The 13,506-nt window shown below is 67.3% G+C and carries 11 protein-coding genes; 10 read left to right on the top strand and 1 reads right to left on the bottom strand.

Annotated elements, in window-relative coordinates:
• The first annotated feature begins 92 nt into the window (after positions 1 to 92).
• The 4 genes from carA to N4G63_RS16010 all read left to right on the top strand — a co-directional run bounded on the left by carA (position 93) and on the right by N4G63_RS16010 (position 5,611).
• On the top strand, positions 93 to 1,265 hold the full coding sequence (gene carA, locus N4G63_RS16025; RefSeq protein WP_260786452.1) for a glutamine-hydrolyzing carbamoyl-phosphate synthase small subunit: 1,173 nt from the start codon (positions 93 to 95) through the stop codon (positions 1,263 to 1,265).
• Entirely contained in the window at positions 1,258 to 4,566 is a 3,309-nt protein-coding gene (gene carB / locus N4G63_RS16020) for a carbamoyl-phosphate synthase large subunit (RefSeq protein ID WP_260786451.1), read from the top strand. The genes carA and carB overlap by 8 nt, the downstream gene beginning before the upstream one ends.
• Before the next feature lie 113 nt (positions 4,567 to 4,679).
• Positions 4,680 to 5,156, top strand: a complete 477-nt coding sequence (gene greA, locus N4G63_RS16015; RefSeq protein ID WP_260786450.1) for a transcription elongation factor GreA — start codon at positions 4,680 to 4,682, stop codon at positions 5,154 to 5,156.
• 8 nt (positions 5,157 to 5,164) lie between these two features.
• The gene (locus N4G63_RS16010) at positions 5,165 to 5,611 is read left to right on the top strand and encodes a DUF4149 domain-containing protein (RefSeq protein WP_260786449.1); all 447 of its coding nucleotides are present in this window, start codon (positions 5,165 to 5,167) and stop codon (positions 5,609 to 5,611) included.
• Positions 5,612 to 5,633: 22 nt separating this feature from the next.
• Here N4G63_RS16010 and N4G63_RS16005 read toward each other — a convergent pair whose 3' ends face one another.
• The gene (locus N4G63_RS16005) at positions 5,634 to 6,110 is read right to left on the bottom strand and encodes a YhbY family RNA-binding protein (RefSeq protein WP_260786448.1); all 477 of its coding nucleotides are present in this window, start codon (positions 6,108 to 6,110) and stop codon (positions 5,634 to 5,636) included.
• 77 nt (positions 6,111 to 6,187) lie between these two features.
• Between N4G63_RS16005 and N4G63_RS16000 the strand changes: the two genes are divergently transcribed.
• The 6 genes from N4G63_RS16000 (at position 6,188) to pstS (ending at position 13,500) form a co-directional block, all read left to right on the top strand.
• Positions 6,188 to 7,009, top strand: a complete 822-nt coding sequence (locus tag N4G63_RS16000; RefSeq protein ID WP_443112063.1) for an ABC transporter substrate-binding protein — start codon at positions 6,188 to 6,190, stop codon at positions 7,007 to 7,009.
• A 78-nt stretch (positions 7,010 to 7,087) separates the two neighbouring features.
• Positions 7,088 to 7,756 carry an RlmE family RNA methyltransferase gene (locus tag N4G63_RS15995; protein WP_260786446.1) on the top strand — a complete coding sequence of 223 codons (669 nt, stop codon included), beginning with the start codon at positions 7,088 to 7,090 and terminating at the stop codon, positions 7,754 to 7,756.
• Between the two features lie 212 nt (positions 7,757 to 7,968).
• Positions 7,969 to 9,882 carry an ATP-dependent zinc metalloprotease FtsH gene (gene ftsH / locus N4G63_RS15990; RefSeq protein WP_260786445.1) on the top strand — a complete coding sequence of 638 codons (1,914 nt, stop codon included), beginning with the start codon at positions 7,969 to 7,971 and terminating at the stop codon, positions 9,880 to 9,882.
• Between the two features lie 122 nt (positions 9,883 to 10,004).
• Positions 10,005 to 10,832: a dihydropteroate synthase gene (gene folP, locus N4G63_RS15985; RefSeq protein ID WP_443112086.1), complete on the top strand. Its 828-nt coding sequence runs from the start codon at positions 10,005 to 10,007 to the stop codon at positions 10,830 to 10,832.
• Between the two features lie 66 nt (positions 10,833 to 10,898).
• Positions 10,899 to 12,230, top strand: a complete 1,332-nt coding sequence (gene glmM / locus N4G63_RS15980; RefSeq protein WP_260786443.1) for a phosphoglucosamine mutase — start codon at positions 10,899 to 10,901, stop codon at positions 12,228 to 12,230.
• A gap of 277 nt (positions 12,231 to 12,507) precedes the next feature.
• Positions 12,508 to 13,500 (top strand): phosphate ABC transporter substrate-binding protein PstS, encoded by a 993-nt coding sequence (gene pstS, locus N4G63_RS15975; protein ID WP_260786726.1) that lies wholly within the window; start codon positions 12,508 to 12,510, stop codon positions 13,498 to 13,500.
• Positions 13,501 to 13,506 lie beyond the last annotated feature (6 nt).

Genomic DNA, 13,506 nt, shown 5'->3' with positions numbered 1-13,506 from the left:
AACTTCCGCGAAGTGTTTCGTCGCCGGATGCCGTTCCCCGTGATGTTCGGGCGCAACGGCCCTGGGGCTGCGCGACTTCCGGAGCTTCTCCCTTGCTGCCAGTTCTGCCCCCCGCCATCCTCGCACTCGCAGACGGCACGGTCTTTCAGGGCATCTCGATCGGCGCCGCCGGTCACACCGTGGGCGAGGTGGTGTTCAACACCGCGCTCACCGGCTACCAGGAAATCCTCACCGACCCGAGCTATTGCCGGCAGATCGTCACGCTGACGTATCCGCACATCGGCAACTACGGTGTCAACGAGGAGGACGTGGAGGCCGCGAAAGTCCATGCCGCCGGCCTGATCGTCAAGGACGTGCCGCCGCGCGTCTCCAACTTCCGCGCCGGCCTCACGCTCAGCGACTACCTGCAGCGCGAAGGCACGGTGGCCATCGCCGGACTGGACACCCGCCGCCTGACCCGCGTGCTGCGCACCAAGGGCGCGCAGAACGGCTGCATCGTCACCTTTGCCGCTGGCACCAGCGTGACGCAGGCCGACATCGACACCGCCATCGCCAAGGCCCAGGCCGCGCCCAGCATGGCCGGCCAGGACCTGGCGCAAAGGGTCACGGTGGCCGAGCCCTACGCCTGGGCCGAGACCGAATGGCAGCTCGGCAGCGGCTACGGCGCAGTGGCCGATGCCCGCTTCCACGTGGTGGCCTACGACTTCGGCGTCAAGCGCAACATCCTGCGCATGCTGGCCAGCCGCGGCTGCCGCGTGACCGTGGTGCCGGCCAGGACGCCGGCTGCGCAGGTGCTGGCACTCCAGCCCGACGGCATCTTCCTGTCCAACGGCCCCGGCGACCCCGAGCCCTGCGACTACGCCATCGCCGCCGCCAAGACCCTGATCGACACCGGCATCCCCACCTTCGGCATCTGTCTGGGCCACCAGATCATGGCCCTGGCCTCGGGCGCCAAGACTTTCAAGATGAAGTTCGGCCACCACGGTGCCAACCACCCGGTGAAGGATCTCGACTCGGGCCGCGTTTCGATCACCAGCCAGAACCACGGCTTCGCGGTTGACGAGGCTAGCCTGCCCGCCAACCTGCGCGCCACGCATGTGAGCCTGTTCGACGGCACGCTGCAGGGCCTGGCGCGCACCGACAAGCCGGCCTTCTGCTTCCAGGGCCACCCCGAGGCCTCGCCCGGCCCCCATGACATTGCCTACCTGTTCGACCGTTTCACCACGCTGATGGCTGACAAGAACGCGGAGAAGAAGAATGCCTAAGCGTACCGACCTGCACAGCATCCTGATCATTGGCGCCGGCCCGATCATCATCGGCCAGGCCTGCGAATTCGACTACTCCGGCGCCCAGGCCTGCAAGGCGCTGCGGCAAGAGGGTTACCGCGTGGTGCTGGTCAACAGCAACCCGGCCACCATCATGACCGACCCGGAGATGGCCGACGCGACCTACATCGAGCCCATCACCTGGCAGGTGGTCGAGAAGATCATCGCCAAAGAGCGCGCCGAGCGCCCGAACGAGAAGATGGCCGTGCTGCCCACCATGGGTGGCCAGACGGCACTGAACTGCGCGCTCGATCTGCACAAGCACGGCGTGCTGGCCAAGTACGACGTCGAGATGATCGGCGCCAACGAGCACGCCATCGAGAAGGCCGAAGACCGCCTGAAGTTCAAGGATGCGATGACCTCCATCGGCCTGGGCTCGGCCAAGAGTGGCATCGCCCACTCGATGGAAGAGGCCTGGAGCGTGCAGAAGGCCATCCAGGCCGAGATTGGCGGCGCGGGCTTTCCGATGGTCATCCGCCCCAGCTTCACCCTCGGTGGCACCGGTGGCGGCATCGCCTACAACCCCGAAGAGTTTGAAGAGATCTGCAAGCGCGGCCTCGACCTCAGCCCGACCAACGAGCTGCTGATCGAGGAAAGCCTGATCGGCTGGAAGGAGTACGAGATGGAAGTGGTCCGCGACAAGGCGGACAACTGCATCATCGTGTGCTCGATCGAGAACCTCGACCCGATGGGCATCCACACCGGTGACTCGATCACCGTGGCCCCGGCGCAGACGCTCACCGACAAGGAATACCAGCTGCTGCGCAACGCCTCGATCGCGATCCTGCGCGAGATCGGCGTGGATACCGGCGGCTCGAACGTGCAGTTCTCGATCAACCCGGTCGATGGCCGCATGGTGGTGATCGAGATGAACCCGCGCGTCTCGCGCTCGTCGGCGCTGGCGTCCAAGGCCACGGGCTTCCCGATCGCCAAGATCGCCGCCAAGCTGGCGGTGGGCTACACGCTCGATGAGCTGCGCAACGACATCACCGGCGGTGCCACGCCGGCCAGCTTCGAGCCCAGCATCGACTACGTGGTCACCAAGATTCCGCGTTTCGCGTTCGAGAAGTTCCCGGCCGCCGACTCGCACCTGACCACGCAGATGAAGAGCGTGGGCGAGGTGATGGCCATGGGCCGCACCTTCCAGGAATCGTTCCAGAAGGCCCTGCGCGGCCTGGAGACCGGCATCGACGGGCTCAGCGAGCGCAGCACCGACCGCGAGGAGATCGTCGAAGAGATCGGCGAGGCCGGCCCCGAGCGCATCCTGTACGTGGGCGACGCGTTCCGCATCGGCATGACGCTCGACGAGATCTTCGACGAGACCGCCATCGACCCGTGGTTCCTGTCGCAGATCGAGCAGATCATCGCCACCGAAACCCAGCTGCGCGGCCGCACGCTGGCCGGCTTGAGCGCGGCCGAGCTGCGCTACGTGAAGCAAAAGGGCTTCTCCGACCGCCGCCTGGCCACGCTGCTGGGCACGCACCAGCATGCCGTGCGCGAAGCCCGCCACGCGCTGGGGGTGCGCCCGGTCTACAAGCGCGTGGACACCTGCGCGGCCGAGTTCGCCACCCAGACCGCCTACCTGTACAGCTGCTACGAGACGCTCGACGGCGAGTGCGAGGCCGAGCCCACCAGCAACAAGAAGATCATGGTGCTGGGCGGTGGCCCCAACCGCATCGGCCAGGGCATCGAGTTCGACTACTGCTGCGTGCACGCGGCGCTGGCCATGCGCGAGGACGGGTACGAGACCATCATGGTCAACTGCAACCCGGAAACCGTGTCGACCGACTACGACACCAGCGACCGCCTGTACTTCGAGCCGGTGACGCTGGAAGACGTGCTCGAGATCGTGGCCAAGGAACAGCCGGTCGGCGTGATCGTGCAGTACGGTGGCCAGACCCCGCTGAAGCTGGCGCTCGACCTCGAGCGTGCCGGCGTGCCCATCATCGGCACCACGCCCGACTCGATCGACATCGCCGAGGACCGCGAGCGATTCCAGCAGCTGCTGCACACCCTCGGCCTGAAGCAGCCGCCCAACCGCACGGCGCGCACCGAAGACGCCGCCATCGCGCTGGCCAACGAGATCGGCTACCCGCTGGTGGTGCGTCCCAGCTATGTGCTGGGTGGCCGCGCGATGGAGATCGTGCACGGCGACAAGGATCTCGAGCGCTACATGCGCGAGGCCGTGCGCGTGTCCGAGAAGAGCCCGGTGCTGCTCGACCGCTTTCTGGATGACGCGATCGAGGTCGATGTCGACTGCATCGCCGACGGCACCGGCGAGGGCGAAGGCCCGGTCGGCGTGATGATCGGCGGCATCATGGAGCACATCGAGCAGGCCGGCGTGCACTCGGGTGACTCGGCCTGCTCGCTGCCGCCCTACACCCTGCCCAAGGCGCTGCAAGACGAGCTGCGCCGCCAGACCACGCTGATGGCGCGCGCGCTGAAGGTGGTGGGCCTGATGAACGTGCAGTTCGCCATCCAGGGCGACGTGAACACCGACCAGGCCGTGGTCTATGTGCTGGAAGTGAACCCGCGCGCCTCGCGCACCGTGCCCTTCGTCAGCAAGGCCACCGGCCAGCCGCTGGCCAAGATCGCCGCGCGCTGCATGGCCGGTCAGCTGCTCAAGGACCAGAAGGGCCTGGGCGGCGTGGCGCCGCACGAGGTGATCCCGCCCTACTTCTCGGTGAAGGAGGCAGTGTTCCCGTTCAACAAGTTCCCGGGCGTGGACCCCATCCTCGGCCCCGAGATGCGCAGCACCGGCGAGGTGATGGGCGTGGCGCGCAACTTCGGCGCGGCCATGCTCAAGAGCCAGCTCGGTGCTGGCAGCCGCCTGCCCGCCAAGGGCACGGTGGTGATCACCGTCAAGAACAGCGACAAGGCCCGTGCCGTGGCCGTGGCGCGTGATCTGGTGGCGCTGGGCTTTGCGGTGGTGGCCACCAAGGGCACGGCGGCGGCCATTGCCGCGGCTGGCGTGCCGGTGAAGACGGTCAACAAGGTCAAGGACGGCCGGCCGCACATCGTCGACATGCTCAAGGCCGGCGAGATCCAGCTGGTGTTCACCACGGTCGACGAGACGCGCACGGCGATTGCCGATTCGCGCAGCATCCGCACCGCCGCGCTGGCCAGCCGCGTCACCTACTACACCACCATGGCCGGCTGCGAAGCGGCCACCGAGGCGCTGCAGCAGCGTGGCGCGGTCGACGTCTACAGCCTGCAGGAACTGCACGCCGAACTGCACTAAACTGTTGCCCCAAGCCGGCTCCGCCGCGTCTGTGTCCCGTCTTGTGCGGGGCTTCAGCGCGGCGGATTCGTTTTGTCTGCGTACTCCCAAAAAATCACGCTGAGGAGGCCCCGATGGCCACCATTCCCCTGACCAAGCGCGGCGCCGAGAAGCTCAAGGAAGAGCTGCACCGGCTCAAGACCGTGGAACGCCATGCCGTGATCCAGGCCATCTCCGAGGCGCGCGCCCAGGGCGACCTGTCGGAAAACGCCGAGTACGACGCCGCCAAGGACAAGCAGGGCTTCATCGAAGGCCGCATCCTCGAGATCGAAAGCAAGCTCGCCGCGGCGCAGATCATCGATCCGTCGGCCCTCGATGCCGGCGGCCGCGTGGTGTTCGGCGCCACCGTGGTGCTGTGCGACGACGACTCGGGCGCCGAGGTCACCTACCAGATCGTCGGCGACGATGAAGCCGACCTGAAGCTGGGCCGCGTCTCGATCAGCAGCCCGATCGCGCGGGCGCTGATCGGCAAAGAGACGGGCGACGAGGCCGTGGTGCAGGCGCCCGGTGGCGAGCGGCACTACGAAGTGGTGGACGTGCGCTACATCTGAGGCCAGGCATGCAGCCCGGCGCATCCCCTGACCGCCCGCAGCGCCTGCTGACGGTGCTGTGGGCCGGTGCCTTGCTCTGCATCGGCCTGGTGGCCACGCCGGCGCCGTTTGCCACACTGGCCACGGCCGACGCCGGCCGCGTCGTGTCGCGCATCCTGGCGCAGGAGGCCTGGCTGAGCCTGGTGCTGGGCGTGACGCTGCTGCTGCTGGCGCGCCGCCAGGCGCGCCAGGCAGCCCAGGCGCAGGGTGCATCGGCGTTCAGCACCGACATGCTGCTGCTGCTGGGCACGCTGTTCTGCACCGTTGCGGGCTATTTCGCGATCCAGCCGCTGATGCCGGCGGCGCGCGCCGGGCAGGGGCCGTTCAGCTTTGGCCAGTTGCACCTCGCAAGCGCCTCGTTCTTCGTGCTGAAGGCGCTGCTGGTGATGGCGCTGGCCTGGCGCGTCAGCGCCTGAAGCGCCGGCCGGGTGGTCGCGCTCAGTCGGCCACGGTCTTCTTGACGCTGGTCGGGCGCTTCTTCTTCACCCGCTTGATGTTGCCGCCGGGCGTGACACGCTCGTTGCCCAGCACGCGCACCTTCTTGACCTGCGGGCGGGTGGAGCCGCTCTTGGCGAACTTGACGATCTTGACCACCCGCGGTGCGGGGGCGCGATCACCGCGCTCGGCCTTGGCCTTCTCGGGCATCGGCCGCCACAGCACCAGCAGCTTGCCGATGTGTTGCACCGGCGCGGCCGACAGCTGATCGGCCAGGTTGGCCAGCATGGCTTCGCGGGCCGCTCGATCATCGGAGAACACGCGCACCTTGATCAGGCCGTGGGCCGTCAGTGCGCGGTCGATTTCCTGGACCACCGCGGGCGTCAGGCCCTCGCCACCGATCATGACGACCGGGTCGAGGTGGTGGGCACCGGCGCGGTGCTCCTTGCGTTGGGCGGGAGTGAGGAGAAGGGCAGACATGGCCCAATTGTCCTATGTCCGGCGACCAGCGCCGGTTTTATGATGCGCCGCCCGTGCGTCCGCGCGTGCCAACGTCGATGACAACGCCGAAAAAACTGCCGCCGCCCCGCGTGATCCGTGTCCGACACCTGGCGGTGCTGGCCAGCGCCCTGCTGTTGGCGCAGGCCGCCAGCGCCGGGCCGGTGCTCGAACGGGTGCGCAGCAGCGGCACGCTCAGGGTGTGCATCTGGCCCGACTACTACGGCATCACCTACCGCAACCCGCGCACCGAGCAACTGGTGGGCGTTGACATCGACCTGTCGGCCGAACTGGCCAAGGGCCTGGGCGTGAAGCTGCAGCATGTCGAATCGTCATTCGCCAAGCTGATCGAGAACCTGCACACCGACCGCTGCGACGTGGCAATGCATGCGGTGGGCGTGACCGCGCAGCGCCAGCAGCACCTGAAGTTTTCGCTGCCCTACCTGCAGAGCGACATTTATGGCGTCACCACCCGCAGCAACCATGTGGTGCGGCGCTGGGAAGACATCGACCGCCCCGGCGTGCGGGTGGCCGTGCAGGCCGGCACCTTCATGGAGCCGGTGATGGCCGTGGCACTGAAGCAGGCCCAGGTGGTGGTGATCAAGCCGCCGGCCACGCGCGAGCAGGAGCTCGAAGCCGGGCGGGTGGATGTGTTCATGACCGACTTTCCCTACAGCCGGCGCCTGCTGGACAACGCCGACTGGGCGCGGCTGGTGGCGCCATCGCGGCCCTTCCACACCATTCCTTATGCCTACGCCATCAAGCCGGGCGACGAGGACTGGCTGCGCGAGCTGGATCACTTCGTGGCGCGCATCAAGCGCGATGGTCGCCTGGAGGCGGCGGCGCGCCGCCACGGCCTGGCCGAGATCGTCGTCAAATAGCGCATCGGCGATACTCTCGCCCCCGCCAAGGCCGGTCGGCCGGGGCCCCACCGCAAGAACGCGAGAATCCCCAAGCGCATGGCGACGAAGTCCCGCAAGGTCAACCGGGCCTGGTTGAACGACCATCTGACCGATCCCTACGTGCGAATGGCCCAGAAAGAGGGCTATCGCGCCCGGGCGGCCTACAAGCTCAAAGAGATCGACGAGGCGCTGTCGCTGCTGCGTCCGGGCCAGGTGGTCGTGGATCTCGGCTCGGCGCCCGGCGCCTGGAGCCAGTACCTGCGCCGGCGCTTCGCGCCCAAGGTGGCCGGCGCCGGTGGCGCGGCCTCGGGCGAACTGCAAGGCACGATCATCGCGCTCGACCTGCTGCCGATGGAGCCGGTGGAAGACGTGCAGTTTCTGCAGGGCGACTTCCGCGACGACGCCGTGCTGGAGCAGCTGCATGCCGCCGTGGCCGGCCGGCCGGTGGACGTGGTGCTGTCGGACATGGCGCCCAACCTGTCGGGCATTGCATCGTCGGATTCGGCGCGCATCGAGCACCTGGTCGAGCTGGCGCTCGAGTTCTCCCAATCCCACCTCAAGCGCGATGGCGTGCTGGTGGCCAAGGTGTTTCATGGCGCCGGCTACAGCCAGCTGGTTGAAATGTTCAAGCGCCAGTTTCGCGTGGTCAAGCCGATCAAGCCCAAGGCCTCGCGCGACAAATCGGCCGAAACCTTTCTGGTCGGCATCGGTCTGAAGGACTGCTGACAGGCGGTGCGTCCGGTGCGCAGCTTTGCGTTGCGTCGAAGACGGGCCGATTTCCCCCGGCTCACGCCGGTTTTGGCGCCCGGAGCCGGGGGCTTGACTCGACTAGAATCATCCCCATCTGCCGTGGAACTGCGTTGTATCTCGCGGGAGCAGGCGTGCCATGGTGTCGCCTGCACCACCTGCGCAGTCTTGTTTTGGCTGAAGGAGCCGTGGTGAACAATCAGTGGTTCTCGAAGGTCGCTGTCTGGCTGGTGATCGCACTTGTGCTGTTCACTGTGTTCAAACAGTTCGACCGCGGGGTGTCGGCAGGGGGCCAGATCGGGTACTCCGAGTTTCTGGACGAGGTGCGCGCCAAGCGCGTCAAGCAGGTCACGCTGCAAGAGGGCAATGGCGGCACCGAGATCCTGGCCGTCACCAACGACGACAAGCGCATCCGCTCCACCGCCACCTACCTCGACCGCGGTCTGGTCGGCGACCTGATCAACAACGGCGTCAAGTTCGACGTCAAGCCGCGCGAAGAGCCCTCGCTGCTGGTCAGCCTGCTGATCAGCTGGGGTCCGATGCTGCTGCTGATCGGCGTGTGGGTGTACTTCATGCGCCAGATGCAGGGTGGCGGCAAGGGCGGCGCCTTCAGCTTCGGCAAGAGCAAGGCGCGCATGCTCGATGAGGCCAACAACTCGACCACCTTCGCCGATGTCGCCGGTTGCGACGAGGCCAAGGAAGAGGTCAAGGAGCTGGTCGACTTCCTGAAAGACCCGCAGAAGTTCCAGAAGCTGGGTGGCCGCATCCCGCGCGGCGTGTTGCTGGTCGGCCCTCCGGGCACCGGCAAGACGCTGCTGGCCAAGGCCATCGCCGGCGAGGCCAAGGTGCCGTTCTTCAGCATCTCGGGCTCCGACTTCGTCGAGATGTTCGTCGGCGTGGGCGCGGCCCGTGTGCGCGACATGTTCGAGCAGGCCAAGAAGAGCGCGCCCTGCATCATCTTCGTCGACGAAATCGACGCCGTGGGCCGCCATCGTGGCGCCGGCCTGGGCGGCGGCAACGACGAGCGCGAGCAGACGCTGAACCAGATGCTGGTCGAGATGGACGGCTTCGAGACCAATCTCGGCGTCATCGTGATGGCGGCCACCAACCGGCCCGACATCCTCGACCCGGCGCTGCTGCGCCCCGGCCGTTTCGACCGGCAGGTGTATGTGACGCTGCCCGACGTGCGCGGCCGCGAGCAGATCCTCACCGTGCACATGCGCAAGGTGCCGATCGGCCAGGACGTGCGGGCCGACATCCTGGCGCGTGGCACGCCGGGCTTCTCGGGTGCCGATCTGGCCAACCTGGTCAACGAATCGGCCTTGTTCGCCGCCCGCCGCAGTGCGCGCGTGGTGGAGATGGTCGACTTCGAGAAGGCCAAGGACAAGATCATGATGGGCCCCGAGCGCAAGTCCATGGTCATGCCCGAAGAAGAACGCAAGAACACGGCCTACCACGAGGCTGGCCATGCGCTGGTGGCGCGCCTGAGCCCCAAGACCGACCCGGTGCACAAGGTCACCGTGATCCCGCGCGGCCGTGCGCTGGGCGTCACGATGCAGTTGCCCGAAGGTGATCGCTACAGCATGGACAAGGAGCGCATGCTCTCCACCATTTCGGTGCTGTTTGGCGGCCGCATCGCCGAAGAAGTGTTCATGAACCAGATGACCACCGGCGCCAGCAACGACTTCGAGCGCGCCACGGCCATTGCCCGCGACATGGTCACGCGCTACGGCATGACCGATGAGCTGGGCCCGATGGTCTACGCCGAGAACGAGGGCGAGGTGTTCCTGGGCCGCTCGGTGACCAAGCAGGTGCACATGTCCGAGGCCACCATGCAGAAGGTGGACAAGGAAGTGCGACGCATCATCGACGAGCAGTACGCCACCGCGCGCAAGCTGATCGAAGACAACCAGGACAAGATGCACGTCATGGCCAAGGCCCTGCTCGAATGGGAAACCATCGATGGCGAGCAGATCGACGACATCATGAACGGCAGGCCGCCGCGGCCGCCGAAGGATTGGACGCCCACCCAGCGCAACACCGGCGGCGGCGCCAGTGGCAGCGGCCCGGTGAGCACCGATGGGGCGCCGGCAGCGGCCGCCTGATCGGCCACCAAGCTCGTCTTCTTGAACCATGGCCCGGCGGCTGATGCGCTGGGTTGATCACACGGGGCCCGCGGGCCCCGTTTTCACGCGCCATGCCTGAATCCGCCTCCGCACCGCCGCCGCTGTTCTGGCAGACGCGCCGCTTTCGCATCGATCTGGCGCGCCCGCAGGTGATGGGCATCGTCAACGTCACGCCGGATTCGTTCTCCGATGGCGGGCGGCACCACGAAGTGTCGGCCGCGTTGAGCCATTGCGAACGTCTGCTCGGCGAAGGTGCCGACATCCTGGACATCGGCGGTGAATCGACCCGCCCGGGCTCGAGCAGCCCGACGGCCGAGGACGAACTGGCCCGCGTGCTGCCGGTGCTGCGCGGCGCCTTGACGCTGGGCGTGCCGGTGTCGGTGGACACCAGCTCGCCGCTGGTGATGCGCGCTGCGCTCGATCTCGGCGTGGACATCGTCAACGATGTGCGTGCGCTGCAACGCGAAGGCGCCCTGGCCGCGGTGGCCGCGCATGCCAATGTGGGTGTGTGCTTGATGCACATGCGCGGCGGGCCCGACACCATGCAGGCGCTGTCCGGCTACGCCGATGTGGTGGCCGAGGTGCGGGCCTGGTTGGCGCATCGCCGTGAACAGGTTCACGCCGCAGGCCTGGCCCTGGACCGCATTGCAGTGGATCCCGGCATCGGATTCGCCAAGGCGCCCGACGACAATTGGGCCCTGCTGCAGCGTCAGGCCGAATTGCTGACGCTGGGCGCGCCACTGCTGCTGGGCTGGAGCCGCAAGAGCACGCTGGGCCTGCTGACCGGCAGGCCGGTGCACGAACGGCAGGCCGCCAGCGTGGCAGCGGCGCTGGCCTGCGTGCAGCGTGGTGGCCATGTGCTGCGCGTGCACGATGTGGCCGCCACCGTGGATGCGCTGGCGGTCTGGCGCTCGGCAGGCCTGCCGTAAGCCTGGCGCAGACGCCAGGGCACGACACTCTCAAACAAAAGATTCCGGAGCGAAGGATCCCTCACGATGACACGCCAGTACTTCGGCACCGACGGCATTCGCGGCACTGTGGGCACCAGCCCGATCACGCCCGACTTCATGCTGCGCCTGGGCCATGCCGTGGGGCGCGTGCTGCGCCGCCAGGGCGGGCGGCCCACGGTGCTGATCGGCAAGGACACCCGCATCTCGGGCTACATGATCGAATCGTCGCTCGAGGCCGGCCTGGCCTCGGCGGGCGTGAACACCTTGCTGACCGGCCCGCTGCCCACGCCCGGCGTGGCCTACCTGACCCGCGCGCTGCGGCTGGACCTGGGCATCGTGATCAGCGCCTCGCACAACGCCTACCCCGACAACGGCGTCAAGTTCTTCTCGGCCATGGGCGAGAAGCTGCCCGATGACTGGGAGCTTGCTGTCGAGGCGGCGCTCGACGAGCCGCCGCAGTGGGTGGACTCGGCCAACCTCGGCAAGGCGCGGCGGGTGGAAGACTCGCGCAGCCGCTACATCGAGTTCTGCAAGAGCACGGTGCCCAAGGCCTTTTCGCTCAAGGGCATGAAGGTGGTGGTCGACGCGGCCAATGGGGCGGCCTACCACGTGGCGCCCGATGTGTTTCATGAGCTCGGTGCCGAGGTGGTCACCATCGGCTGCAGCCCGGACGGCCTGAACATCAACGCCGGCGTTGGCGCCACGTCGCCCAAGGCCTTGGTGGCCGCCGTGGCCGCGCATGCCGCCGACTACGGCGTGGCGCTGGACGGCGACGCCGACCGGCTGCAGCTGGTGGATCGCCACGGCCGCCTGTTCAACGGCGACGAACTGCTCTACGTGCTGGTGGCTGAGCGCCTGTCGCGCGGCCATGCGGTGCCGGGTGCGGTCGGCACGCTGATGACCAACATGGGTGTCGAGCTGGCGCTGTGCCGCCGTGGCGTGGCGCTGGTGCGGGCCAAGGTGGGCGATCGCTACGTCCTGGAAGAACTGGCACAGCGCGGCTGGCTGCTGGGCGGCGAAAGCTCGGGCCACCTGCTGCAGCTGGACAACCATTCCACCGGCGACGGCATCATCAGCGCGCTGCAGGTGCTGCACGCCGTGCACCAGGCCAAGACCGGGCTGGCGGACCTGCTGGCCGATGTGCAGATGTTTCCGCAAACCCTGCTCAACCTGCGCCTGCCCGACGGCCTGGACTGGAAGAACCATGCCGGTTTTGCCGCCGAGCAGGAGTGCGTGCGCGCCGAACTGGGCGACAGCGGGCGCATCCTGATCCGCGCCTCCGGCACCGAACCGGTGCTGCGCATCATGGTCGAGGCGCGCGAGGCGGCCGTGGCCAAGGCGGCGGCCGAGCGCCTGGCGGCCACCTTGCAATCCTGAACCGCACCCGCCAGACGGCCTGGTGAACCGGCGCCAGGCCGGGCCTTGTGCGGTGGGGCAGGGGCATGCGGTGTGAAAAACTGCCGGCTGCGCTTGCGCATGGTGGTATGTGACAGTTTGCCGATTGCTTTATGACAGCGATTTGCACCACATCGGTGCCGTCACGAAGCTGTCATGGTGCGTTCTTAAAGTGTCGATCTATCTGAACGACACCCAAGAAAGGCGAACCATGCTCAACCAGTGGATCCGTACCGCCAGCTTCGGCTTTGGCGCTGCCATGGCGATCACCGGCGCCGCACAGGCCCAGGACGTCACCGGCGCTGGTGCCACGTTCCCGGCGCCGCTGTACGCAAAGTGGGCCGATGCCTACAACAAGGCCACCGGTGCACGGATCAACTACCAGTCGGTCGGGTCGGGTGCGGGCATCAAGCAGATCAAGTCGAAGACGGTCGACTTCGGTGCCAGCGACATGCCGCTGAAGGACGAAGACCTGGCCAAGGACGGCCTGGTGCAGTTCCCCACCGTGATCGGTGGCGTGGTGCCGGTGGTCAACATCCAGGGCATCCAGCCGGGCCAGATCAAGCTCACCGGCCAGGTGCTGGGTGACATCTACCTGGGCAAGATCACCAAGTGGAACGATCCCGCCATCACCGCGCTGAATGCCGGTGTGCCACTGCCGGCCGCCGACATCTCGGTGGTGCGTCGCGCCGATGGTTCGGGCACCACCTTCATCTTCACGAACTACCTGTCGAAGGTGAACGCCGAGTGGAAGGCCAAGGTGGGTGACGGCACGGCGGTGAACTGGCCGATCGGTGCCGGCGGCAAGGGCAACGAGGGCGTGGCCGCCTTCGTGCAGCGCCTGCCCAACTCGATCGGCTACGTCGAGTACGCCTACGTCAAGCAAAACAAGATGACGTACACCCAGCTCAAGAACAAGGACGGCGTGTACGTGTCGCCCAGCGACACGGCCTTCAAGGCCGCTGCCGCCGGTGCCGACTGGTCGAAGACCTTCTACCAGATCACCACCGAGCAGCCCGGCAAGGACGCCTGGCCGCTGAGCAACCCCACCTACATCCTGATGTACAAGGTGCAGGACAAGCCGGCCAGCGCCAGCGCCGCGCTGAAGTTCTTCGACTGGGCCTTCGCCAACGGCGACAAGGCCGCCGACGATCTGGACTACGTGCCGCTGCCTGATTCGGTCAAGGCTCTGGTGCGCAAGCAGTGGGGAGAGATCAAGGACGCTTCGGGCAAGCCCGTTGCTCTGAAGTAGGCCAAC

The sequence above is a fragment of the Aquabacterium sp. OR-4 genome (genome assembly GCF_025290835.2).
GTDB lineage: Bacteria > Pseudomonadota > Gammaproteobacteria > Burkholderiales > Burkholderiaceae_C > Pseudaquabacterium.
This window is presented reverse-complemented; position numbering and strand designations above follow the sequence as displayed.

Coding starts and splice junctions, on each gene's coding strand:
- pstS (WP_260786726.1), top strand. CDS start 12,508: ATGGCGATCACCGGCGCCGCACAGGCCCAGGACGTCACCGGCGCTGGT.
- N4G63_RS16000 (WP_443112063.1), top strand. CDS start 6,188: ATGACAACGCCGAAAAAACTGCCGCCGCCCCGCGTGATCCGTGTCCGA.
- N4G63_RS15995 (WP_260786446.1), top strand. CDS start 7,088: ATGGCGACGAAGTCCCGCAAGGTCAACCGGGCCTGGTTGAACGACCAT.
- N4G63_RS16005 (WP_260786448.1), bottom strand. CDS start 6,110: ATGTCTGCCCTTCTCCTCACTCCCGCCCAACGCAAGGAGCACCGCGCC.
- carB (WP_260786451.1), top strand. CDS start 1,258: ATGCCTAAGCGTACCGACCTGCACAGCATCCTGATCATTGGCGCCGGC.
- glmM (WP_260786443.1), top strand. CDS start 10,899: ATGACACGCCAGTACTTCGGCACCGACGGCATTCGCGGCACTGTGGGC.
- N4G63_RS16010 (WP_260786449.1), top strand. CDS start 5,165: ATGCAGCCCGGCGCATCCCCTGACCGCCCGCAGCGCCTGCTGACGGTG.
- greA (WP_260786450.1), top strand. CDS start 4,680: ATGGCCACCATTCCCCTGACCAAGCGCGGCGCCGAGAAGCTCAAGGAA.